The organism is Acinetobacter larvae, from assembly GCF_001704115.1.
Taxonomy (GTDB): Bacteria; Pseudomonadota; Gammaproteobacteria; order Pseudomonadales; family Moraxellaceae; genus Acinetobacter; species Acinetobacter larvae.
Genome location: NZ_CP016895.1, coordinates 3,648,824 through 3,670,747, shown reverse-complemented (window position 1 = coordinate 3,670,747; position 21,924 = coordinate 3,648,824). Strand labels below are relative to the sequence as shown.

Here is a 21,924-nt window from a genome sequence, read left to right as displayed (position 1 = left end):
TCACCCAAAACAATGCAATAAGGGAGAGCACGATGGACATTCGCAATGATTGGTCACGTACAGAAATACACGCACTCTACCAACAACCTTTGATGGATTTATTATTCCAAGCACAACAATTACATCGCCAATATTTTGCCGCCAATCAGATTCAGGTCAGTACTTTATTATCTATCAAAACAGGAAAATGCCCTGAAGACTGCAAATATTGTGCGCAATCGGCGCATTATGATGCCAAACTCGCAACCGAAAAAAGAATTGCCATTGAGAAAGTGATTCAAGCAGCGCAAGAATCTAAAGCCTCAGGCGCAACACGTTTTTGTATGGGGGCAGCATGGCGTAATCCACATGAACGTGATATGCCCTATGTGCTCGACATGATTCAACAGGTCAAAGCCATGGGGCTTGAAACCTGTATGACACTGGGCATGCTCAATGCCTCGCAAGCTGAGAGATTAAAAACAGCCGGACTGGACTATTACAACCATAACCTCGATACCTCACGTGAATATTATTCTCATATTATTAGCACACGTACTTTTGATGACCGTCTCGATACGCTCAGTCATGTGCGCGATGCAGGCTTAAAAGTTTGTAGTGGCGGTATTGTCGGGCTCGGTGAAAATCGTCAAGATCGCATTGGGCTATTATATGAACTGGCAACTTTGCCGCTGCATCCAGAGTCGGTTCCTATTAATCTATTGGTGCCCATTGCAGGAACGCCTTTGGCAGATGTCGAAAAGCTTGATGTTATAGAATGGATTCGCACCATTGCTGTGGCACGTTTGCTTATGCCGAAAAGTTATATTCGGCTTTCGGCTGGGCGTGAGTCTTTAAGCGATAGTGAGCAAGCCATGGCCTTTATGGCAGGTGCCAACTCGATCTTCTCTGGTGAGAAACTTCTGACCACAGCCAATGCAGGTGAGAGCCGTGATCAGGCGCTATTTGCCAAATTGGGGCTTGGTGTCGAACCTGCCAAACCCAGTTTAGCCAACTTGGCGGTGGATGCCATGGCTGTGGCTTAACCCTTGAAGAATTGCAGTTTTTACGATGGACTATGCTCTTCAAGCTTGGCTTTTAGCAGCTTATAGCAGGTTGTAGCAAGCAAAACATCAGCCCATCCTCTGCCTGTACCAGCAGCGGATGGAGCATAAGATCATATAATGCCCTAAGCTTAAAATTTATATTTCAAACTGAAGATGCCATGCATGGGGTCTGCATAAGCATAGGCATTGGCTGAATATCCAGAATAATATTTTTTATCAAACACGTTATTGATATTAAGCTGTGCGGTTAAATTTTTAGAAAAGTTATATGAAGCCATTAGATCGACGGTTGCATAAGCATCTTGCGATACTTTTTTGCTTCCAGAACCAATATAACTATCACTTTTCCAATTGACGCCCGCAGCAAAACTAAAATCATTGATACGATATTTGCTAAAAATATTGAGATTAGTTCTGGGTGCTCTGGTATTGAACTTATTGTCATCGCCGTCTTTTGCTTCAAAGTTTACAATTGCTGCGGTTAAGTCCCAATGGTCTGTAATTTTCCCAGATATTTCTAACTCGACACCTTTTGAAACAACACCATTTTTGGACTCATAAATATTATTACCTGATGGGTTTTTTATCCCAGTATCTTCTGCAAAATTGTCTTGCTCTATTCTAAATAAAGTCAGTGAAGTATTTAATCTTTTGTCCAAATACTCACCCTTAATACCTAGCTCATAGTTTCGTCCGAGCACTGGGGCTAAAAGCTTATTTTCTTGGTCTCTGGCATTTTGTGGTTTAAAAATATCGGTATAACTCGCATAAAACGAATGATTTTGATTGAAATCATAAACCAAGCCTACAAATGGTGTGAACTCATTTTTAAAATTGTATTTTGTATATTGGTTAAATCTGGAACTTACTTCATTAAAATCATAGTTTGTTAATCTCCCACCAAGAATGAGTTTTAAGTCATTGCGAAGCTCAAATTTACCCGTTAGATAGAAAGCGCTTTGTTGACTGTCACTGATAAAACCAGGAACAGATGTTGTCGTGATCGGTCTATTTATTTCACTGCCATTTTGTGTGAGAAAATTTTCTATCGGAATATCCCCATCACCTTTCCATGTTTGTTTAGTCTTTTGTTTATTGTATTGAAATCCAGCAATGACTTCATGTTGTCTATTGCCCAGTTGCAAGGGGATCGCGGCGTAAATATCGATATTGTCTTCATGGATATCCTGTGGTGCATACATCCAGCTATAATCTAATCCCGTACCATCTTTATTTAGACCATTCCACACCGTTAAATAACCATTTAGCCTATCTTTGGTTTTAATATCATTATGGGTATAAATGACGTTGAGCAATATATCATTGGGCAAATACTGTTTAAGGTCTAAAAAGTAGGAATACCTTTCGGTATCCCAAGAACTCCAACTCGGTGAAAAGTTTTTAGAGCGACTAAAATTTGTTTTCGTTCCATCGCTATAAAAGGCTGGTAAGTTATTTGAATCGCCATCTAAATCGTCTTTTTCATAGCTGGCACCTGCTGAAATCTGGGTAGTATCACTAAGATCTGCATCGACAACGGCATATATCAAATCATTTTCATTATGTACCCGATCTTTAAAGGTATCGGTCTCTTTATGGCTGAGCACCAGTCTGCCTCTTATATTGGCTTCACTATCCAAGGGTGCTTGCATATCTGTTTTAATTTTATAAGTATTCCATGTTCCTGCGCTGAGATCGATATCACCACGAAATACTTTTGCATTCGCATGTTTTCTGATCATATTAATGGCACCCGCAGGGTTCCCAGCACCACTTGTTAGCCCATTGGCACCTTTTACAATTTCGACTCGATCAAATTTATCCATATTATAGTTATTCATCGTGAGGTCATTGATTGCCATGCGAATACCATCCATTTGATAATAATCAAGGCTAAAACCTCTTAACCAATACGATGCTCGACTATCTAAGACGCCTTTATCTACTCTTATACCGGTTACATTTTTCATCAAAGTATCAAAATCATCTATTTTTTTATCTTCGAGCAACTGATGACTGATGACAGTGACCGATTGCGGTGTTTCGCGAATAGATAAATTGAGTTTGGTGGCGGTACGCATTTTATGGGTTGTATAGGAATTACGACCTTCTGTGGTACTTGAATCTGCATTTAGGGTAATCACTGGCAGTTCTGCAGCAGGCTGTGTATTCGAATGGGTTGCATAAAGATCGATTTGTTCTAATTGAACCATCTCACCAGCTTGCGGCGATGTCGATGCTATGGCAACAATGCTATAACCTGTTGTTGTTTTATGCAGTTGTAAACCATGAGGGGCAAGCAGCGCCCTAAAACCTGTCTCTATATCATAATGCCCATTTAAACCGGCACTACGCTTGGCATCCACAAGCTGGGCATCATAGTGCAATAAAATACCGGTCTGTTCGGCAAATTGATGAACCACCTGTGCCAACGACCCTGCAGGGATTTGAATCTCTTGTCGCAGTTCGGTATTGGCATGTACAGATATACTACTCACCCCAATTCCCAATAATGATAACGCCATAAAACTATGTCTGATCGCAACACCAAGCGTCTTTGCTTTAAACCCTGTTTGCTTCATTGATTGATTCCCATAGGTAAAACTGTTCTCTCATTCCCTATGCCCCCTAAGCCATCGCAAACACCTCAATAAATTTAAAAAAAAATTCAAAAAAATTGCAAAATATAATTCAAGATAATGATTTATATATAAATTTATTTTTTATCCAGAGAAACTTTTTTCCAATAATAAAACTCCGCTTCAACTTTAATCGGTAATTGTTGTTCAAGTGAATGGAGAACTTTCTCTGGATCTTGTATCGGAAATACCCCAGAAACTTCTAATCCAGCCTGTTGAATACTGTCGTCATAACGCAATTTAGTAGGAGAATAACGGTCTAATTCGCTGATAAACTCAATCAACGGCATTCTATATACACTGAGTGTACCGTGTGTCCACGCCGTGTATTGGCTATTGAGTGGCGTGATATTTTCTAGGCGATGTTGATCAAACTGGACTTGCTGCTGAGGCAAAACATGCACACTATGCTGCGACAACTTGGTGGTCACTTTTACTTCGCCATCGGAGACAGCAAGGAGGGTGTGGTTATGATTTTGCCGTACATGAAAACGCGTGCCGATGTCCTGCATAATGCCATCACGGTTTTGAATCGAGAAAGGGCGATGTTGTAGATCTTGCCCAACATCAATATAAATCTCGCCTTTGATTAATTCGATTTGGCGTTGGGAATGGTCATAATGCACATTAATCGCACTATTGGTATTTAAAATAATTTTAGAACCATCTGCCAACTCAATCTGTTTTTGTTGTCCAACCTTGGTCTTATAATCTGCTTGCCACTGTTGCCATAATTGCTGCTGTTGTGCTTGGTATACTGCCCAAATAGCGCCGGTAAATATCAATAGCCCAAGCAATGATTTTAAACTGTAATGCGGACGAGCATGCTCTTTTTGCTCAATGGCAGCCATGGCTTGGGCGAATAAAGGATGTTTAATATTTGCCAGAGATAACCCAAATTGCTGCAAACATTGCCATGCTTGTTGATGGCGTAAATCTTGTTGCAACCAGCATTGAAATTCGGCGTAGTCTTGTTCGCTAAATTGATCGTCTTGCAAACGTACATACCATTCTGTTGCTTGTTGGGTAATCTCGAGCGGAAGGGCTGCACTATTTTCTGGCAGAATTGATTTATTGGGCATCCCTTAAACCATGTGCATAGGAAATAAAAGCATAAACTACAGCAAATCACTAAAGCAACATTGATGTAATGCCTGAATAATATAACGCTGCACCGTGGCAATAGAAATATTGAGCTGTTTGGCGGTTTCTGCTTGGCTTATACCTTGTAATTGCGTGAGTAAAAATGCTTGTTTGACCATTGGCTTTAAACCATTTAAACGCTGATCCAATGCAATCACTGCTTCTAATAACATCACCTGCGTTGCAGGATCTGGTGCATATTCTTCCGGTAAACTCGCCATAAACTCCAGATAACTGCTTTCTATTTTTTGATGGCGATAAAAATTACTCACCATGCCTTTGGCAATGGTTAACAGTAAAGCACGTGGTTCTCTGGGATCAATGGGGTTTTTCTTTTTCAGTAAGCGAACAAAAGTATCCTGAGCAATATCTTCAGCAAACTGCTGATTGGGCATTTTCTTAGTCAACCACTGATAAAGCCATTGGTGGTGATCTTGATAAAGATGTTCAACAAGATTTGCCATAGTCGGACTGACATTTGTTAAATAATAATGATTCTCAATGTTAACGATGTTCTTTTACCGATGCAATTCATTCAATGACTAAGTTTGATGGGCGCGCAAATTTACGGAATCATTCTGTTTATTCGATCCGGTCTACTCAGTTCGATGCTCCCATAAAAATATAGCTCTGCCTTAAAAAGGTAGTAGCTTGAAATATAATAAAAATATCTGGCAAAGCGATTTGCACAAATACCGTTGCTTAGCATGAAACTGCATTGTATATACAATCATAATTGATTATAATTCTCATTCAAATTTATATGCATTGTATCCCTATCAAAATGAAAAAAAAAACTTTGATTGAGGCATTGGTCATGTATTATGACGATCTGGTTAATTATATTAGCTATCGTTTTGGTGACCGCCAATTTGCTCAGGAAGTGGTACAGGAAGCCTGCATTCGGATTCTAAAAAAAACAATACAGTCTGATGAAATTCAAAGTCCAATGGCTTTTTTACGCACCATTTGTTTGCGTGTTGCAATAGATTTTTATCGTAAAGAAAAGCATAACCAAGAATGGGTGGATTCTTTGCAGGAATCACAAGATTATGCGAGATCACATGGCAACATGCTCACCTCACCAGAACTACAATTTGTCAAAAAGCAACGAGAACAAATTCTATTAAAAACAATTCAGCAATTACCAGAAAACTGTCGTGATATTTTTATTCTGACGCAACTCCATCATTACCCTCAACATGAGGTGGCAGAACAGCTAAATTTATCAAGAAGTATGGTGGCTCGCTATCTGGCAAAAGCCTTTAAAATAATGTTACCTGTTTTATTGGTGCACGATGAGTAATAAACGACAGCAGGATTCAGAACGGGTCAAAAAACGAAGACAGATACAAGGAGCATTAGAACCTTTTGAAGATGCACTGATTGCACAACTTCCTCAACCCGAAGAAATTATTCAGGCGGCTTTAGAACGGCAGAAAAAACAACGACGACATCAGCAAAAGATTTTATCCCTGCTTATTTTAGCGACATTGGGTGGAGTATATTGGTGGAATCCAATTTATGAAAAACAGCTATTCAGTACAGACGTGGGTGAACTGAAAGATTATGTGCTTTCAGATGGCAGTCGAGTTCAACTCAATACCGCCACACAATTACAAGTCAATTACCGCCTATTTTCTAAAACGGTTCAATTACAGCAAGGTGAAGCAAGCTTTCAGGTGCAACATGCAGTATGGCATCAGTGGTTCGCTTGGGCAGAGCGCCGTTTTGAAGTCCAAGCAGGTGATATTCGGATTGAAGATATTGGCACCATCTTTAATGTGCGTAAACTAACACAACATGATGCACAAATCTCAGTGGTACAAGGGCAAGTTCAAGTGTGGTCAGCGGATCAACAACAGTCCACAATTTTAATGACGGGGCAGAGTATTGCGACGCTACAAGGACAACTTACAGCTGTACAATCACAGGATGTGCAACAGTTAATCGCATGGCAAAAGGGATATTACTATTTTAATAATCAGACACTGGCAGATGTGCTCGTCGAATTAAAACGCTATGGTGATTTACCTGTCAGTATTCAATCGGATGAACTTGCGCAACTACAAATTTCTGGTCAGGCAGATTTAACACAGCGTATGCAATTAATACGCACTTTACCCAATTTTGCACCCGTCAGACTGATTGATCATGCGGATGGTTCGATTATGATTGCAAAAAAATAGATTTGACATTCTGTCTGGCTGTTTATTCGAACGATTGGAAAGAAAAGGGCTGATGAGAAAAATTTAAAATATTTTTAAAAGTAGTGTACAACTGTGACTCCCCAAACGACATACAAAATATAGGCGCAAAAATGTGTCGATAAATCGAATATCTCGGGGAAAAATCAATGATCGAACATACATTAAATTTACGTTTAACACGTATCACGTTGATATTAGCTGCCGCATTATATGGAAATCCAACATGGGCAGATACGAGCTACTCTTTGCAGATTCCTGCGCAACGTTTAGATTTGGCATTACAAAGCTTGGCACAGCAAAGTGGTACACAAATTTTATTTGTGACGAAAGCTGTAAATAATTATCAGTCTGATGCATTAAATCAAAAGATCACTGTTGAACAAGCACTACAGCAATTATTAAAAGGCAAAAACTTACAAATTCAAAAAATTGCAGATCATAAATTTTCTATTGTTGCAGCCCAAGCGCAAGCCCATGATATGGGTACGGATAACGACATTAATCAGAACATAGCACAGTTACCTGTGATTACCGTAAAAGCAGAAGATGAAAAATCATATACGATTAAATCCAGCACAGCAGCAACAAAACTGGCTTTAACACTAAAAGAAACACCGCAAAGTATAACTGTTTTTACGCGTCAGCAAATCGAAGATCAGAATCTTACCAGTGCTGCTGCCATTTTAGCGCAGACGCCAGGTATAACTAGTATTAAACAAGGTCAGGAAGGTTCTGGCAATTCGCAATATTTTTCTCGTGGTTTTGTGATTAATAACTACCAACGTGATGGTATTCCAACATCTGGAGCATCATTTGGTGGAAGTAGCAGTGGCGTCGGAAACGGGGTTGGTCTGGAAAACACCGGTATTTATGAACGTGTTGAAATCATTAGGGGGGCGACAGGTTTAACCAGTGGTTCAGGGAATCCGAGTAGTAGTATCAATTATGTACGTAAGCGTCCAACTGAAAACTTAAGTGGTTCAGTCCGCGTATCAGCTGGATCATGGGATAATTATCGTAGTGAAGTTGATATTGGTGGCGGCTTAAATAACGACAGCTCAATTCGTGGTCGTGCGGTAGCAGTTTATGAACAAGGCGGTAACCAACAAGAGCGTTATCATCGTCAAAATGCTTTGTTTTATGGTGCCTTAGATGTAGATTTATCCGAAAAAACCACACTCACCAGTGCCATTACTTTACAACAAATTAAATTGGATGATTCTGAATTAGGGGGCTTTCCTTTTGTAACGCAAGATACTCCGCCTCAACCACAGACGATTTACGGTCGCAAGGATAATCGAACCACAGATTGGTCATATTTTGATTCAGAGAAATTGAATATTTTTCTAGGATTAGAGCATCAATTTAATGATGACTGGCAAGGTATTGCCAATTATAGTTTTTCTAAAGTTTCTCAAGAACAGGAATTTGGAGGAGCAGGTTCGGCAATCGTAATGGATTCAACGTATACAACTTGGGATGGTTATACCCTCCAGCCAGGGGAAATGTTAGTTGTGATGGGGCGAAATGAGACTTCTCCAGAGGTACATGCTTTAGATGTGTATACATCTGGCAAATTCAATGCATTTGGACAACAACACAGCGTTAGTTTTGGCGTAAATGGATATAGCACTAAATCGGACAATCCTTACTATAGAGAGGTTAAAGTAATCGTACCCGTTACCGGTTGGAATGGTCATATGACCAAACCAGCGAGTTTTCAAAAAAGTGGAAAACGTTATATTGTCGATGAAGTACAACTTGGTACATTTGCTGCTGCGAAGTTGCAATTATTAGATTCTTTAAAATTGATTGTGGGTTCACGATTGAGTTATTGGGAACGTAAGACCGAAGGTAGTGAACAAAAAGAATCTGGTATATTGACGCCCTATTTTGGGTTGATTTTTGATATTAATAAAAATTTCTCAATTTACGGTAGCTATACCTCAATATTTAACCCGCAATCTAGTAAAGATGTGAATAATAATTTTCTTGATCCTGTAGAAGGTAATAATGTCGAGGTGGGGATTAAAGCTGATTTTTATGATGAACGTTTAAATCTGGCGGCAGCATATTTTGATATGCAACAAGATAACTATGCTATTCAAGATGGCGATAAACTTATTGCTGGGACAACGCAACAAGCCTATAAAGCGGTTGATGGTGTGACAGTTAAAGGCTATGAGTTCTCTGTTTCGGGTGAAGTATTACCCAACTGGAATATCAATGCCGGTTATACGCATACCGATGCCAAAGATCGAGACGGTAAGGCGCTAAACACACAAATACCAGAAGATACCTTTAAATTATTTACCACTTATCAATGGAACAAACTAACCATGGGGGTGGGGTACAATGGCAAAGTGAGTTCTATTCTCCATGGGCAAATGATCCTATTACTATGGCTTATACACGTCAAGAGGCGTACTGGTTGGTTAATTTAATGACACGTTATCAAATGAACGATGATATTGGAATTAGTTTAAACATCAACAATCTATTAAATAAAAAATATAAAGCTTCTGTTTTTAATACATGGGGAGATGACCGTAATATCACGGCGAGTTTAACTTATAAGTTTTAATGGTTTTTTCTTAACCCTGCTTTTACTCAGCAGGGTTTGTTCATTTAGCCAAAACTGGATTGGATCATGTGCACAATTATAATCCCATCAACTATTACTTATTTTTTGACTATCTTTTTCACCAATATGTGAATGTTTTAGAGAATTGGATTTAATTCGCCTTGATTAACTCAACTCGACGATTGAGAAATTTACCATCTGCAGTGGTATTATCTGCTAGAGGTTGAGTATCACCGAAGCCTTTGGCTAATAATCTATTGGGATTGATGTTATGACCTGTTGTTAATGCCTGCACAATCGCTTGTGCGCGTTTTTCAGATAACACCTGATTATGTTGTTGATCTCCCGAATGATCAGTATGACCATGAATCTTAAGTTTCAGCTCTGGATTATCTTCTAATAATTGAATCACTTGTTCAATTTGTGCTTGCGAATCTGGCATAATATCGGCTTTGTCAGTTTCAAAATTAACCTGAATATTGACTTTCTGATCCTGATCTAATGCGGTTTTTAATTGATTAGAGCTCAAGATCTTGGCTGTAATCTGTAGCGCTTCAGTCTGTGCCACCAATAACCCTGCATGATTGCCAGATTGCGTCAGCTGATACCAAATATTTTTATCTTTTTGTCTAATGACAAAGGTTTCCGTCGGGTTATTATAAATATCACCTAGACCTGCAACATAATTAACTTTAAATTGTTCAGGAATTTTTTCCAGAGCTTGTGCAGAAATTTTACTATGGCTAATGCGTTGACCCCCCAATTGCTGAATAACGCTTTCTAAATTACGCTGTAATGCCAAGAAACTCCCTGCTGTATTATTGTCTTGTTGGCGGATTTGGGCGCTCAATAATCGCCCTTCAACAAAGGTTATATCTTGACCTGTCCAAAAAGGTGTCTTTTCAAAGTTAAGCGTTACTTGGTCATGAAAAGCATAGCCATCGGGTAGACTAATATAAGGAAATTCCCCCAAAGCAATATCTGAAACAGGTAATTTTGCAAGATCAAACTGTTCAGTATGAGCATCTGTCGTTTCTGTGGCAGAAGCCGCATGAACCGCACTGGCTTCAGTTGTAGTATGTTGTTCTGTTTGATTCGACTTGGTACAAGCCATTAACCCCATCATGCTGATGGCCATCATAAAATTTAATTTTTTGTTCAACATCCTTCCCTTACCCCAGATTGACCAAAGTCATATAATGTCCAATGTATGATGCTGAGTTTAAATTAACTTGTAGTCAATAACATTATCTCTTTGCCAGTATTTTTATACTCAATACAAAACAATATATCGAGATATCGAGCAAAAAAATATCGAGCAACAAACCAAAGCCTGTCAGCGCATATATGCTGTTGTTTTAGTCTGTTTATGATCTTAAGTGAGAAAACATAATATCGTCCCCAGCAGTAAAATGGCTGTCGCACCGAGTTCAACTATAATCAACGCATACATTGCCAAGCGCAAACACCAAGCTGGCAAGATCCAAGTACCTAAACGATGCGGCTGTTTATATTGATTGCTGGTATCTTGTAAAAAGCCATGTACGATATAAAGCAAAACCGCACTACTAAAAAAGAATATATTGCATAAAACACATAGCAATGCCATAGCATCACTTAGCACGCTAAATTGACTGAGTGCTGCCAGTATTAAGCACGCTGCGGCATATAATAAGCTACTGCGATGGGCAATATCGACATAATAATGCGCGCGCGCGCGTTCGCTTTTGCTGATTTGAATATACTTCCAAACACCGGTCAGCATACCCACCCATAAAAATATACCACTGCAAACAATTGCCCATTGGGTCGCGATATTTAGCATCAACCTTCCCTTGTCTTATCATTATTGATGATATGCAACAGCATTTAGATTAAAACAACAACTGCTATATCGATGTCAATAAGCCTCCATAGCAGTTGTCGCACCGGTTAAGCCGTTGTGGCAGATTTTATTAATGCTTGCAACTGCTCTAGCTGAGCAGGGCTGGCTTTTTGTAAAGGTTTACGCGGATTTCCTACAGCAAAGCCCATGCTATTTAGACCCGCTTTAATGGTTTTGGGTAAGCCACCTTGTACAATAAAACGTAATACTGGAAGCTGTTTATAAAACAATGCCTGAGCTTGTTCTAAATCACCCGTCATCACGGCTTGATAAAGTTGGCTGGGTAATTTACCCAACAGATTCGGTGCAACTGTACACCAGCCACTCGCTCCAGCACAAAAAGCTTCCAATGCCAGCGGGTTACAACCATTGTAAAATGGTAATTCACCATGATTCAGCTCATAAAATTTATGCATACGCTGAATATCACCGGTACTGTCTTTGACCATACAAATATTATCAATTTCTTGGAACATTCTACTGATCAGTTCAGGGGACATGTCCACGCCACTGGTCGCTGGGTTATTATAAACCATGATCGGTAAACTAGTTTCAGCCGCAATCTGCTGATAATACTCATATATTTCCTGATCACTCAACTTCCAATAAGAAATAGGCATCACCATAATCACATCGGCACCCAATTCTTCAGCTTTTTTGGCTTTTTGAATGGCCATGTTTGTGGTCAATTCAGAAATACCCAAGATCACCGGTACGCGATGGTTGACCACTGCAATGCTGGTTTTTGCCACCTCTTGCCATTCTGACCAAGACAGATAAGCGCTTTCACCAGCACTGCCCAATGGGGCAATCGCATCACATTGCTGTTCCAATAACGCATTGAGCGTAATATGCAATGCCTCCAAATCAAGCACCTGCTCTGCACCTTTAAATGGTGTCACTGGATAAGCAATAATTCCTTCTAATTTCATCACTTAACCCTCGATACAATCTGCATGTTTTTGTAAAGCCTGACGCGCATAATAAGCAAAGTTGACCTTATTGCGTTTGTCCGTAGAAACCCAATCGTGTGCTTCTTTCGCCAAATCATGAGGAATCTGTTGAATTTGTCCAGCTGCCATCGCTAACAGCTGTAAACGCGCAGTACGTTCAATTAAAATCGCCAAATTACATGCTTCTTCAATGGTTTTTCCCGTGACCAGCTGCCCATGATGCGACAATAAAACTGCACGATTTTTGCCTAATGCTGCAGAAATAAAAATGCCTTCTTCATTGCCCACAGGTACGCCTGGCCAATCTTCCACAAAAGAACAATCTTCATATAAGGCACACGTGTCCATATGTGAAACAATTAAAGGCACTCTTAACATCGACAATGCGGCCACATGTGTCGGATGCGTATGAATAATACAATTCACCTCAGGATGCTCTTTATAAATCCAAGTATGAAAACGGTTGGCTGGATTGGCCATACCTTCACCATTTAAAGGCTTAAGGTCTTGATCTACTTCTAATAAATTAGCTGCAGTAATTTCATCAAACCCTAAACCAAAGCGCTGGGTAATAAACGTATTGCCTTTTGCGCTACGGCTAGTGATTTGCCCAGCCAGCCCAGCATCATGACCATGGTCAAATAAAATACGACAGGTCAAGGCGAGTTTTTGCTGATCACTATAGTCTTCATCCTGAAACAGTTGCTGCATGCTGCGCTGAGCATTTTCCATCAGTTGTTTTTTATCAAGCTGTGCGGTTTGCATAAAACCTCCTCTACCGTTGTTGCTTTGTCATTGGTTCAGCGGCAGAATAGGAAATCTGTGGCTGGTTTAAAATATCCAGTTTATAAAACTTATATGGTCCAGATAAAATGCAACAACCATGGAAAATACGATTACATCTTGCAGAGCGTACCGAGAAAACGCTTTTTTTAAAGCTTGCCAATCAAATCATTCAAGACATTTTATCGGGGCGTTTACCACAAGGTACGCGCTTACAAGGCTCGCGCACTCTGGCACTTGAACTGGGTATTAATCGCAAAACGGTACAGTCTGTGTATGAGGACTTAGAAGCGCAGGGCTGGTTGCTCTCAAAAGCCAGACAAGGGACCTTTGTCTCAGAGCAATTGCCTGATTTAAAAGCACAATACCAAGCAGCACCAAGCCAAGCAGCTGCGCTGCCCAGATCTAGCGGCGCGCCATCTTTAACTCATAGCACAGGTGCTGCTATCGCCAATCATATTCAGAATGATGGTATTCCAGATACACGGCTGATTCCCTATGAGCTTTTTTCTCGTGCCTATCGTCATGCCCTGATTCAGGTAACACGCCAGCAAATCATGGGCTATGGTGATGCACAAGGCAGTATAGAATTACGTGAAGCACTGGCAAAAATGCTGTCGATGGAACGGTTTATCCAAGCCTCTACAGAGCAGATTTGTGTGGTTCGCGGCAGTCAGATGGGCATCTTCCTTGCTGCACGTATACTGAAGAAAAAACAACAACATCAAGTGATTGTGGTGGAGCAATGGTCCTATCCACCAGCCGTAGAAACCTTTTTATCCAATGATTATCAGGTCATTCGCGTACGGCTTGATTCACATGGTTTAGATACAGACCACCTCGCGAGCATTCTACAACACCACAAGATTAGCGCGTTGTATACCACGCCACATCACCAGTATCCAAGCACCGTTTCGATGTCTATGGACAGACGACTTAAACTGTTGGAGCTTGCACAAAAACATGATTTTTATATCATCGAAGATGATTATGACCATGAATTTCATTATGACAGTCGTCCTATTCCACCGCTCATCAGCCTACCTGCTGCAGAAAAAGTTATTCATATCGGTTCACTGTCCAAGGTGTTTGCCCCAAGCTTAAGAGTTGGTTACGTCGTGGCAGATCTCAATATCATTCAAGCCATGCAACAGCAGATTTTACTGATTGACAAACAGGGCAATGCCATTACTGAACTTGCTATTGCCGAATTAATGCAACAGGGCGAAATCAAACGGCATACTCGAAAAATGCGTAAAATTTATCAGAGCCGCCGTAATTTTGCGCTGCAAATGTTTCAACAAATTTTTCAACAACAGGTTGATATTGCAACGCCTGCAGGAGGAATGGCATTGTGGGTTAAATTTAATTTTGCCTATCAGCCTCATTTTGCAGCAACTTTAAAACAACTGCATATCGACTCTGAATATGATTTTGGGTCGACCGTGGCAGATCAATCGCACTATTTTTATATCCGTTTTGGCTTTGCAGCATTGACCGAACAAGAAATGACAGCAACAATTCAGGCTTTGTACCAAGCATTTTGTGCAGAATAATAGTTGTACGACAGATCCCATCACCATATGATCAGTCAGCAACGCAGATATGCTTGCTGAGTCATATGCGCGTTGACTTGTTTTAGTCTACGGCTACTTAATCAACGTACGCATATTAGGAATATCTTCAAGTACACCATTTTCTTTGACGTAAATTTTCCAATCATCGAGTAATTCTTTTAACTTATCAGGATATTGCTCAGCCAAATCGTGTATTTCACCCTGATCTGTTTTTAAATGATAAAGTTGCCATCGATTGGGACCATTCGGTGCTGGAATAAAGAGAGCTTTCCATTCTCCTTTGCGTAAAGCTTTTTGACCAAATAATTCCCACCCCGTAATATGATTTTGGTCATGAATATAATCTTGTTGTTGCTGTAAATATGGTAAAAATGATTTCCCTCTTAATGGAACTAAATCTCTTCCTTTATATTGATCGACTGGATGCTGAATATTTAATGTCTCTAAAATCGTTGGTAAAATATCCATAACTGTCAAAAACTCATGACTAATTTGTTTTTGACGTTTAAATGCTGGAAAACGGATAAAAGACACTGTTCGAATCCCACCTTCACTGGTATGTGCCTTATATAAACGAGATGGTGCGGTTGCTGCTTGTGCCCATTGGTCACCATACCAAACATATGAATTGGCACGCCCAAGATTTTCTAAACTATTGTCATAATACTTTGCAATCACTCGCGTCAAATCTGGACCAAATACTGGCAAAGCTTCTAATTGCGCACCTTCAGCACCATTATCTGATAAAAATATAATAAGTGTATTTTCTAAGGCATTTTGTTCTTCTAAATAATGAATCACTCGACCAATATTCTGGTCCATACGATCAACCATGGCCGCATATATTTCCATCGCTCGGGCAGAGTGCGCACGCTGTTGATCAGAAAGCTGTTGCCAAGTTAAATGGGTGCTGAAAATAGGATGCGCTGTGCTGGTTGCTTCCACTAAATTCAATTTTTTTAAACGCTCTAAGCGTTGCTGACGTAAATGCTCGGGACCTAGATCATATTGCCCATGATAACGTTTAATATCTTCAGCAGGAGCTTGTAATGGCCAATGTGGTGCAGAAAATGCTAAGTATGCAAAAAATGGGCGTCCTTGACGCGCTGAATCGTCCTTTAAATAATCCAACAAACGGTCAGTAAAATAATCTGATGAATAAAAATCAGCAGGTAACTGCTCTACAAACTGATCATCTTCAGCATAAATACCACGTGTAAATTTTAAAAACCGTGGAATCTTGGAAAATGGAATATTGGCTTTGGCAAATTTAGCCTTTGTTGCTTGAAAAATTTCAGGCTCTTGATCTTCAGGAATATCTGCTTCAAAAAGATAATGATTTGCTGCGCCAGGCAATAATGCAAATGATCGCTCAAAACCACGCTTCTGTGGAAAATTTTCCGGTTTTAGACCTAAATGCCATTTACCAGACATCACCGTATAATAACCAGCCTCAGCGAGTAACTCTGGTAAAGCCGCAACGCGATCATTTAAAAATCCTTCATAACCGGCTTTACCTTGTAACTCTGGTGTCATTGCTTCAGCCATCGTGCCTAAACCTGCAAGATGATGATCTGTTCCAGATAGCAACATGGCACGTGTTGGCGAACAGGTTGAAGCCGTATGAAAGTTCGTAAAACGTAAACCGTCATAAGCAAGTTTATCTACGTGTGGTGTTCGTATTTCTCCTCCAAATGCACCAATATCAGAAAAGCCTAAATCATCTGCAACAATTAAAAGTATATTGGGGTGCTGTGAGTCGAGTGAATGAGCCATAGATGTAAACTCCTAAAAAACGTTATTTTCAGGAGATCGTGCTGTAAACTCTGTATATGCTATGACACATTAAGGAAGTAAAAACCATATGCTTATGGTTTATGGATATAAAAACTCAAAAATCATACTGCTTTATAATCTTTGCATCTGAATAAAGACCATGAACAGCATATATCTTTAATCTGGGGCAGCAGATATTTAATCTTTAATCTTAGTCAATGACTGCAATCTATTAAAGTCTAAAATATGAATTTGATTGTATTTGGCAATAGCAATTTTTTCACGCTCCAACCATAAAAACTCTTTGTTAATACGTTGTCGTGTAGTCTGTAAAATATCCGCAAAATTTTCCTGAGACAGTCTAATTTTCAGTTTAATACCATCTTCGAGTTGTAATGCAAAAAGATTAGATAACTCAACCAATTGTCTTGCCAGTTGTATACGCAATGACTGAGTATTTTGATAAAGATGATCATCAAAAAAAGTTAAACTACGGTGGCAAATACTCTCAAAAATGTAATAAAGTAATTCTACATTCTCTTTCAGAATTGATAAAAATACTGGTCCTGAAATTTTAGCAACTGTGGTAAATTCATGCGCAATCTGGTGACGTTGAAATTGGCAACGAGTAACTAAGGGTACGATATTACTCAGTAAGCCTACTGGAATAAAACGATTAATATATTGCTTACCTTCAAGTGTATAAGTACATACGCGTATCGTTCCTTCGAGTACCAGTTGAATATAATCACAATCTTCATATTGAGCAGAAATAATCTGGTTTGGATAAAACTGCTGTATTGTAATATTTTCGAGTATTTGTTTTTTTTGTTGATCTGTGCAGAATTGCATGAATTTATGATGCATTAAAATTTGTTTAGCAATTTGCTTATAATTTGGAGATGCATGATTTAGTGCGATGCCAGAAAAAAGTTCTTCTGCTTGAAATGACAGCTGAAGAGATGAATTAGGTGATGCACTTATAGAATATTCATCATTCATTTTACGACCATAAATTTTCCCTAGATTACTCATCTACAATAAAATAGAAATGGATTATATCGTTTTAAAAACCAGAAAAATATAACAAAAAAATATAAGCATATATTTATTTAAATTTTTTTGTGTAACTTTTTAGACAGAATATATGCTATTAAATCTACACTATATGCAAGTAAATACTGATTTATCGAAAAAATCATTCACATTAACGGATGAATTTATTATTTCTGAATTAAAGCCAATCATTGAGGGTTCTATGTTAAATATATTTAATAGAAAATACAGCATTATACTCTCCATGATGTTTATAGGATTGGTTTTAATTTTTTTATTGCAATATAAAAACACATCTAAAAGTAATCAGACCTCAGATAAAGATGTAGAAGTAATAAAGATTGCTACACCAGATATGAGTTTTGGCGCAAATGCGAGTAGTGGTTCAATTTTAATTGATTATATTTATCTCAACAAACTACTAGAAAAAGAGTTTGAGAAAGATAATATTAAAATTGAATGGCGTTTTTTTAAAGGCGCAGGACCGGCAATAAATGAAGCATTAGTAAATAATCAATTAGATTTTTCCTTTTTAGGTGATTTTGCCGCAATTATTGGCAAAGCAAATAAAATTGATACTCGTTTATTACTCGCATCTGGTCGAAAAATACATGGATATTTAGCTGTACTACCTGACCATGGTTATACCGATTTAGCCGCTTTAAAAGGTAAACGTATCGCGGTCTGGCAAGGTACCGCAGCACAGCTCTCATTTAATCAGGTGCTGGATTATTATGGATATACAGAAAAAGATTTTAGACTGATTAACCTCGATTTTTCAGCAATGAATAGTGCTTTAGTGGCAAAAAGAATTGATGCTGCATGGGGTGCATTGCCGATGGTAGCCTTACAGCAAAAGGGGTTGGTCGATATTCCTATTAGTTCAGCAGATACAAAAAGTTCACTTGGCACAACACAAAGTGCATTTATTGGAAGATCAGAATTTATTGAACAACATCCAGAACTTGTACAAAGGATCATTAATATCATTGTACAAGCATCCCATCATGTGTCTTTAGCACAGCATCGAGATGCGGTTATTCATCTGGTGGCAAATAATGCAAATTATCCTGAAGACCTATATCGTTTAGGTTTTAAAGATATAACGCTAAATGAAGTGTACTCACCTTTACTTGATGATTATTATTTAAATCATTTTAAGGTTGGCATACAATCAGCATTTAAAATACAACTCATTAAATCTGATTTTAATGTAGATCAGTGGGCAGAACCTCGTTTTGTTAACAAGAGCATTCAGCAATTAAATTATAAAGATGTATGGAAGGCACAGTAATGTTGCTGAAGATTTTATAATTTGCTCATCATAGTGATGGTTAAGCTAAAATATATTTTTGATTTGTAAATAGAGTCTATAGGCGGAGGTTTCTATTATAACTATTCATGAATATTTTTATGCAAAATATAAAAATCATAATTTATTATAAATAATTCAATATAAACAAGTAAATCTGAACCTTTAAAGACAGATTGAATAGTAGGATATTTTTATAATCTTTCCAAGATATATAAGGGCATCATCTCAATCACCTTTATATATTCTACCTTATATATTTTGGAGACGATGATGAATGATAAAGTGAGGCCAGAAATACATTTTGTAAGATCAAGCATGCTCTCTCGTTCAATTATGATGATCACCATGGGTGTATCAATTTCTTTTTCAACATATCTGCTGGCAGCAGATGAATCCAAACAACTTGTTGCAGAAATACCGGCGATTCAGCATAGTCATATCGATCATAGCAAAATTGTAGATGTGAACGTTGAAGATGTGAACGTTGAAGATGTGGCAGTTGATGACATCAAACAATTAGAAACGATTGTCGTAACAACGCGTCGTCGAGAGGAAAAAGCCAAAGATGTTCCAACACCGATGAGTATTCTAAATGCCAAAACATTAGAATCACTGCGTTTAAGCCGAGTAGAAGACTTACAACAAGCATTACCCAGTCTGAATGTCGCATTTCAAAACCCTAGACAGTCCAGTATTGCAATTCGTGGCTTAGGAAATAATCCTGCAAGTGATGGCTTAGAGGCAAGTGTTGGCATCTACTTAGATAATGTTTATCTAGGACGACCCGGTATGGCGGTTTTCGATATTTTAGATATTGCACAGTTAGAATTATTACGTGGTCCACAAGGTACTTTATTTGGTAAAAATACAACTGCAGGTTTACTCAATATTACATCTAAAGCCCCTTCATTTTACCCAGACCATACCGTCGAAATTTCTGCTGGCGATAGAAACTATGTCCAAGCAAAGGGGAGTTTATCTAATGCACTAACAGAAACAGTTGCTGGACGTTTCTCTTTTTATAAAACCATGCAAGATGGCTTTATTGAAAATATATATCAGCCCCATAGTGCTAAACTCAATGATATTGATCGGCAAGGACTACGCGGGCAATTATTATGGCAACCCAATGATCGATTTAACCTGCGTTGGATAGCGGATTATCATGAAGAAGATGATCAACAAGGGACTACCTTACTTTATAATATAGGACCTAGCTTTCATCACCCTTTATACGGTGAAAATTATAATCGCTATCTAGACAATACCGCCCAAGCTGGCGCTGAGTCTACAAATCTACTTTATAAAGATTTAAAAATTGCATCTGACTCCCCCAAACGTATGCAAGTTGATCAAGGAGGAAGCTCTGTAGAAGCAAATTGGATTTTAGAAAGTGGCAAGAAACTCACAGCTATTTCTGCGTATCGTTTCTGGAATTTCACCCCCACAAATCATGATAATACCAGTGCAGATGCAATTAGAAATAATGGTGTCTCTGTCAAGGATAAACAGTATTCTCAAGAGCTACGATTATCTTCTGCAAAAAATAATATGTGGGAATGGGTCACAGGACTTTATTATTTTCAGCAAAACCTAAAAAATCATAGTTATACAATCTATGGTAATCAAGCTGATGCCTTTAGCTTATATCATAATGCTGCGCTCAGACCCGCTATTGAAAATGGTACAGCAAATATTTTAAATAACCGTGAAAGTCATGGCTATGGTTATGTTGACAGCAAGAGTTATGCGATATTTGGTCAAGGTACATGGCATGCAACAGCTCAAATCGATCTCACTGCAGGAGCTCGATTAACTTATGAAGATAAAGAAGGGCGTGTAAATCGTCTTGCACCCACTGGGGGCACGCCTACAGATTTTCAGACGGTTCTCAATAATCAAATCGGTGCCTATGATTCTGGGGTGCTCAAGCTGAGTAATACCAGTTATTCTGGATTATTAACTGCAAGTTATAAACTCAACCCCAACAATTTATTTTACGCTACTTATTCACATGGCGAAAAATCGGGTGGATTTAATTTAGCCGTCGCCACGGCACCCACTGCTGGAGCCGATTCCTTAAAAGTTAATCCAGAAAAAGCCGATAATTATGAGGTCGGTCTAAAACAAACCCTATGGAATAACCGTTTACAACTGAATAGCAATGTATTTTGGATCGATGTTAAAGATTATCAAACTACAGGGATGCAACAAGTAGAATCTAGCGTAGTCAGTATTCTTGGCAATGCTGGGAAAGTTCGTAGCCGCGGGGTAGAAATTGATGCAACATTAAGACCGATAAAAGGGTTAGCGGTGAATGTAAATGCTTCATGGAATGATGCTAAATATACGCAATATCAAGGTGCGCCCGCCGCAGCTACTTTAGCGATTCCTAGCGGCATTAATTATCAAGATTTAACTGGGCAACGTGTTTATGGTGTACCAGCATGGGTTGCAAACTTAAATTTCCACTATGATTTTGAACTTAAAAATAGCTGGCAACCCTATATAGCTGGGGGTTATGCATGGCGAGATTGGGCATATGGCAATCTCGATAATTCCGAAGAGAGTAAAATCAAAGCCTACGGCATACTAAATGCCAAAATTGGTGCTATTTATAATATTGGAGATCATCAACTCGACTTTTCTATTTGGGCTCAAAATTTAACCGACCAAAGCTATGTAAGCAATGTCAATAGTGGGCAAAATGGGGTTTTATTTGCTACGTTAGGGCAACCAAGAACCATTGGCGCAACATTAAAAGTGACTTTCTAATGGTCTAAAATAACCCAGCCTCCTGATTGAGTCGCTGGGTTAACATCTGCTAAATCATGATTAGATTAAAAGCATCTTGGTATTTTAGTTCTTAGAAAATATATTATAAGATTGCACAACAATGATGTGGGGACGACCTCAGCCTACGGGTTAATTTTTTTGTCCAGGACGACCTGGCTCTT

The 21,924-nt window shown here is 38.8% G+C and carries 17 protein-coding genes; 8 read left to right on the top strand and 9 right to left on the bottom strand.

Annotated elements, in window-relative coordinates:
- Positions 1–32 precede the first annotated feature (32 nt).
- On the top strand, positions 33–1,025 hold the full coding sequence (gene bioB, locus BFG52_RS16225; protein WP_067558726.1) for a biotin synthase BioB: 993 nt from the start codon (positions 33–35) through the stop codon (positions 1,023–1,025).
- 149 nt (positions 1,026–1,174) lie between these two features.
- Here the strand turns inward: bioB and BFG52_RS16220 are convergent, their stop codons facing one another.
- The 3 genes from BFG52_RS16220 to BFG52_RS16210 form a co-directional block, all read right to left on the bottom strand.
- Complete coding sequence (locus tag BFG52_RS16220) at positions 1,175–3,628, bottom strand: TonB-dependent siderophore receptor (RefSeq protein WP_067558723.1); 2,454 nt, start codon at positions 3,626–3,628, stop codon at positions 1,175–1,177.
- 134 nt (positions 3,629–3,762) lie between these two features.
- Positions 3,763–4,767: a FecR domain-containing protein gene (locus BFG52_RS16215; protein WP_067558720.1), complete on the bottom strand. Its 1,005-nt coding sequence runs from the start codon at positions 4,765–4,767 to the stop codon at positions 3,763–3,765.
- A gap of 36 nt (positions 4,768–4,803) precedes the next feature.
- Positions 4,804–5,292 (bottom strand): sigma-70 family RNA polymerase sigma factor, encoded by a 489-nt coding sequence (locus BFG52_RS16210; RefSeq protein WP_067558716.1) that lies wholly within the window; start codon positions 5,290–5,292, stop codon positions 4,804–4,806.
- A gap of 320 nt (positions 5,293–5,612) precedes the next feature.
- Here BFG52_RS16210 and BFG52_RS16205 point away from each other — a divergent pair, with 320 nt between their 5' ends.
- The 4 genes from BFG52_RS16205 (at position 5,613) to BFG52_RS17395 (ending at position 9,622) form a co-directional block, all read left to right on the top strand.
- A complete protein-coding gene (locus BFG52_RS16205) occupies positions 5,613–6,134 on the top strand; it encodes an RNA polymerase sigma factor (RefSeq protein ID WP_067558713.1) in 522 nt (173 codons plus the stop codon).
- The gene (locus tag BFG52_RS16200) at positions 6,127–7,017 is read left to right on the top strand and encodes a FecR family protein (RefSeq protein WP_067558708.1); all 891 of its coding nucleotides are present in this window, start codon (positions 6,127–6,129) and stop codon (positions 7,015–7,017) included. Before BFG52_RS16205 ends, BFG52_RS16200 begins: the two co-directional genes overlap by 8 nt.
- Positions 7,018–7,184: 167 nt before the next feature.
- Positions 7,185–9,482, top strand: coding sequence for a TonB-dependent siderophore receptor (locus BFG52_RS16195; protein ID WP_267284030.1), 2,298 nt, complete (start codon positions 7,185–7,187; stop codon positions 9,480–9,482).
- Positions 9,482–9,622: a hypothetical protein gene (locus BFG52_RS17395; RefSeq protein ID WP_323807457.1), complete on the top strand. Its 141-nt coding sequence runs from the start codon at positions 9,482–9,484 to the stop codon at positions 9,620–9,622. Before BFG52_RS16195 ends, BFG52_RS17395 begins: the two co-directional genes overlap by 1 nt.
- Positions 9,623–9,773: 151 nt before the next feature.
- Here BFG52_RS17395 and BFG52_RS16190 read toward each other — a convergent pair whose 3' ends face one another.
- The 4 genes from BFG52_RS16190 to BFG52_RS16175 all read right to left on the bottom strand — a co-directional run bounded on the left by BFG52_RS16190 (position 9,774) and on the right by BFG52_RS16175 (position 13,225).
- Positions 9,774–10,787 (bottom strand): OmpA family protein, encoded by a 1,014-nt coding sequence (locus BFG52_RS16190; RefSeq protein WP_067558704.1) that lies wholly within the window; start codon positions 10,785–10,787, stop codon positions 9,774–9,776.
- 210 nt (positions 10,788–10,997) lie between these two features.
- Positions 10,998–11,447, bottom strand: coding sequence for a hypothetical protein (locus BFG52_RS16185; RefSeq protein ID WP_067558701.1), 450 nt, complete (start codon positions 11,445–11,447; stop codon positions 10,998–11,000).
- Between the two features lie 107 nt (positions 11,448–11,554).
- A complete protein-coding gene (locus BFG52_RS16180) occupies positions 11,555–12,439 on the bottom strand; it encodes a dihydrodipicolinate synthase family protein (protein WP_067558698.1) in 885 nt (294 codons plus the stop codon).
- Between the two features lie 3 nt (positions 12,440–12,442).
- Complete coding sequence (locus BFG52_RS16175) at positions 12,443–13,225, bottom strand: aldolase (protein WP_067558695.1); 783 nt, start codon at positions 13,223–13,225, stop codon at positions 12,443–12,445.
- Positions 13,226–13,332: 107 nt separating this feature from the next.
- On the opposite strand from BFG52_RS16175, the gene pdxR reads away from it, so the two are divergent.
- Positions 13,333–14,799: a MocR-like pyridoxine biosynthesis transcription factor PdxR gene (gene pdxR, locus BFG52_RS16170; protein WP_067558693.1), complete on the top strand. Its 1,467-nt coding sequence runs from the start codon at positions 13,333–13,335 to the stop codon at positions 14,797–14,799.
- Between the two features lie 93 nt (positions 14,800–14,892).
- On the opposite strand, the gene BFG52_RS16165 is transcribed toward pdxR, so the two are convergent.
- Both BFG52_RS16165 and BFG52_RS16160 read right to left on the bottom strand, forming a co-directional pair.
- Positions 14,893–16,596 (bottom strand): arylsulfatase, encoded by a 1,704-nt coding sequence (locus tag BFG52_RS16165; protein WP_067558688.1) that lies wholly within the window; start codon positions 16,594–16,596, stop codon positions 14,893–14,895.
- Between the two features lie 198 nt (positions 16,597–16,794).
- Complete coding sequence (locus BFG52_RS16160; RefSeq protein ID WP_067558684.1) at positions 16,795–17,598, bottom strand: Crp/Fnr family transcriptional regulator; 804 nt, start codon at positions 17,596–17,598, stop codon at positions 16,795–16,797.
- Between the two features lie 166 nt (positions 17,599–17,764).
- On the opposite strand from BFG52_RS16160, the gene BFG52_RS16155 reads away from it, so the two are divergent.
- Together BFG52_RS16155 and BFG52_RS16150 are read left to right on the top strand one after the other, a co-directional pair.
- Positions 17,765–18,946 carry an ABC transporter substrate-binding protein gene (locus tag BFG52_RS16155; protein WP_228703783.1) on the top strand — a complete coding sequence of 394 codons (1,182 nt, stop codon included), beginning with the start codon at positions 17,765–17,767 and terminating at the stop codon, positions 18,944–18,946.
- Positions 18,947–19,282: 336 nt separating this feature from the next.
- On the top strand, positions 19,283–21,742 hold the full coding sequence (locus BFG52_RS16150; protein WP_081408778.1) for a TonB-dependent receptor: 2,460 nt from the start codon (positions 19,283–19,285) through the stop codon (positions 21,740–21,742).
- Positions 21,743–21,924: the final 182 nt, after the last annotated feature.

Bases quoted from the DNA above. Each gene is read 5' to 3' on its own strand.
- BFG52_RS16155 (WP_228703783.1), top strand. From the start codon at position 17,765: ATGCAAGTAAATACTGATTTATCGAAAAAATCATTCACATTAACGGAT.
- BFG52_RS16215 (WP_067558720.1), bottom strand. From the start codon at position 4,767: ATGCCCAATAAATCAATTCTGCCAGAAAATAGTGCAGCCCTTCCGCTC.
- BFG52_RS16195 (WP_267284030.1), top strand. From the start codon at position 7,185: ATGATCGAACATACATTAAATTTACGTTTAACACGTATCACGTTGATA.
- BFG52_RS16200 (WP_067558708.1), top strand. From the start codon at position 6,127: ATGAGTAATAAACGACAGCAGGATTCAGAACGGGTCAAAAAACGAAGA.
- pdxR (WP_067558693.1), top strand. From the start codon at position 13,333: ATGCAACAACCATGGAAAATACGATTACATCTTGCAGAGCGTACCGAG.
- BFG52_RS16205 (WP_067558713.1), top strand. From the start codon at position 5,613: ATGAAAAAAAAAACTTTGATTGAGGCATTGGTCATGTATTATGACGAT.
- BFG52_RS16220 (WP_067558723.1), bottom strand. From the start codon at position 3,628: ATGAAGCAAACAGGGTTTAAAGCAAAGACGCTTGGTGTTGCGATCAGA.
- BFG52_RS16210 (WP_067558716.1), bottom strand. From the start codon at position 5,292: ATGGCAAATCTTGTTGAACATCTTTATCAAGATCACCACCAATGGCTT.
- BFG52_RS16165 (WP_067558688.1), bottom strand. From the start codon at position 16,596: ATGGCTCATTCACTCGACTCACAGCACCCCAATATACTTTTAATTGTT.
- BFG52_RS16160 (WP_067558684.1), bottom strand. From the start codon at position 17,598: ATGAATGATGAATATTCTATAAGTGCATCACCTAATTCATCTCTTCAG.
- BFG52_RS17395 (WP_323807457.1), top strand. From the start codon at position 9,482: ATGACACGTTATCAAATGAACGATGATATTGGAATTAGTTTAAACATC.
- BFG52_RS16185 (WP_067558701.1), bottom strand. From the start codon at position 11,447: ATGCTAAATATCGCGACCCAATGGGCAATTGTTTGCAGTGGTATATTT.
- BFG52_RS16175 (WP_067558695.1), bottom strand. From the start codon at position 13,225: ATGCAAACCGCACAGCTTGATAAAAAACAACTGATGGAAAATGCTCAG.
- bioB (WP_067558726.1), top strand. From the start codon at position 33: ATGGACATTCGCAATGATTGGTCACGTACAGAAATACACGCACTCTAC.
- BFG52_RS16150 (WP_081408778.1), top strand. From the start codon at position 19,283: ATGCTCTCTCGTTCAATTATGATGATCACCATGGGTGTATCAATTTCT.
- BFG52_RS16180 (WP_067558698.1), bottom strand. From the start codon at position 12,439: ATGAAATTAGAAGGAATTATTGCTTATCCAGTGACACCATTTAAAGGT.
- BFG52_RS16190 (WP_067558704.1), bottom strand. From the start codon at position 10,787: ATGTTGAACAAAAAATTAAATTTTATGATGGCCATCAGCATGATGGGG.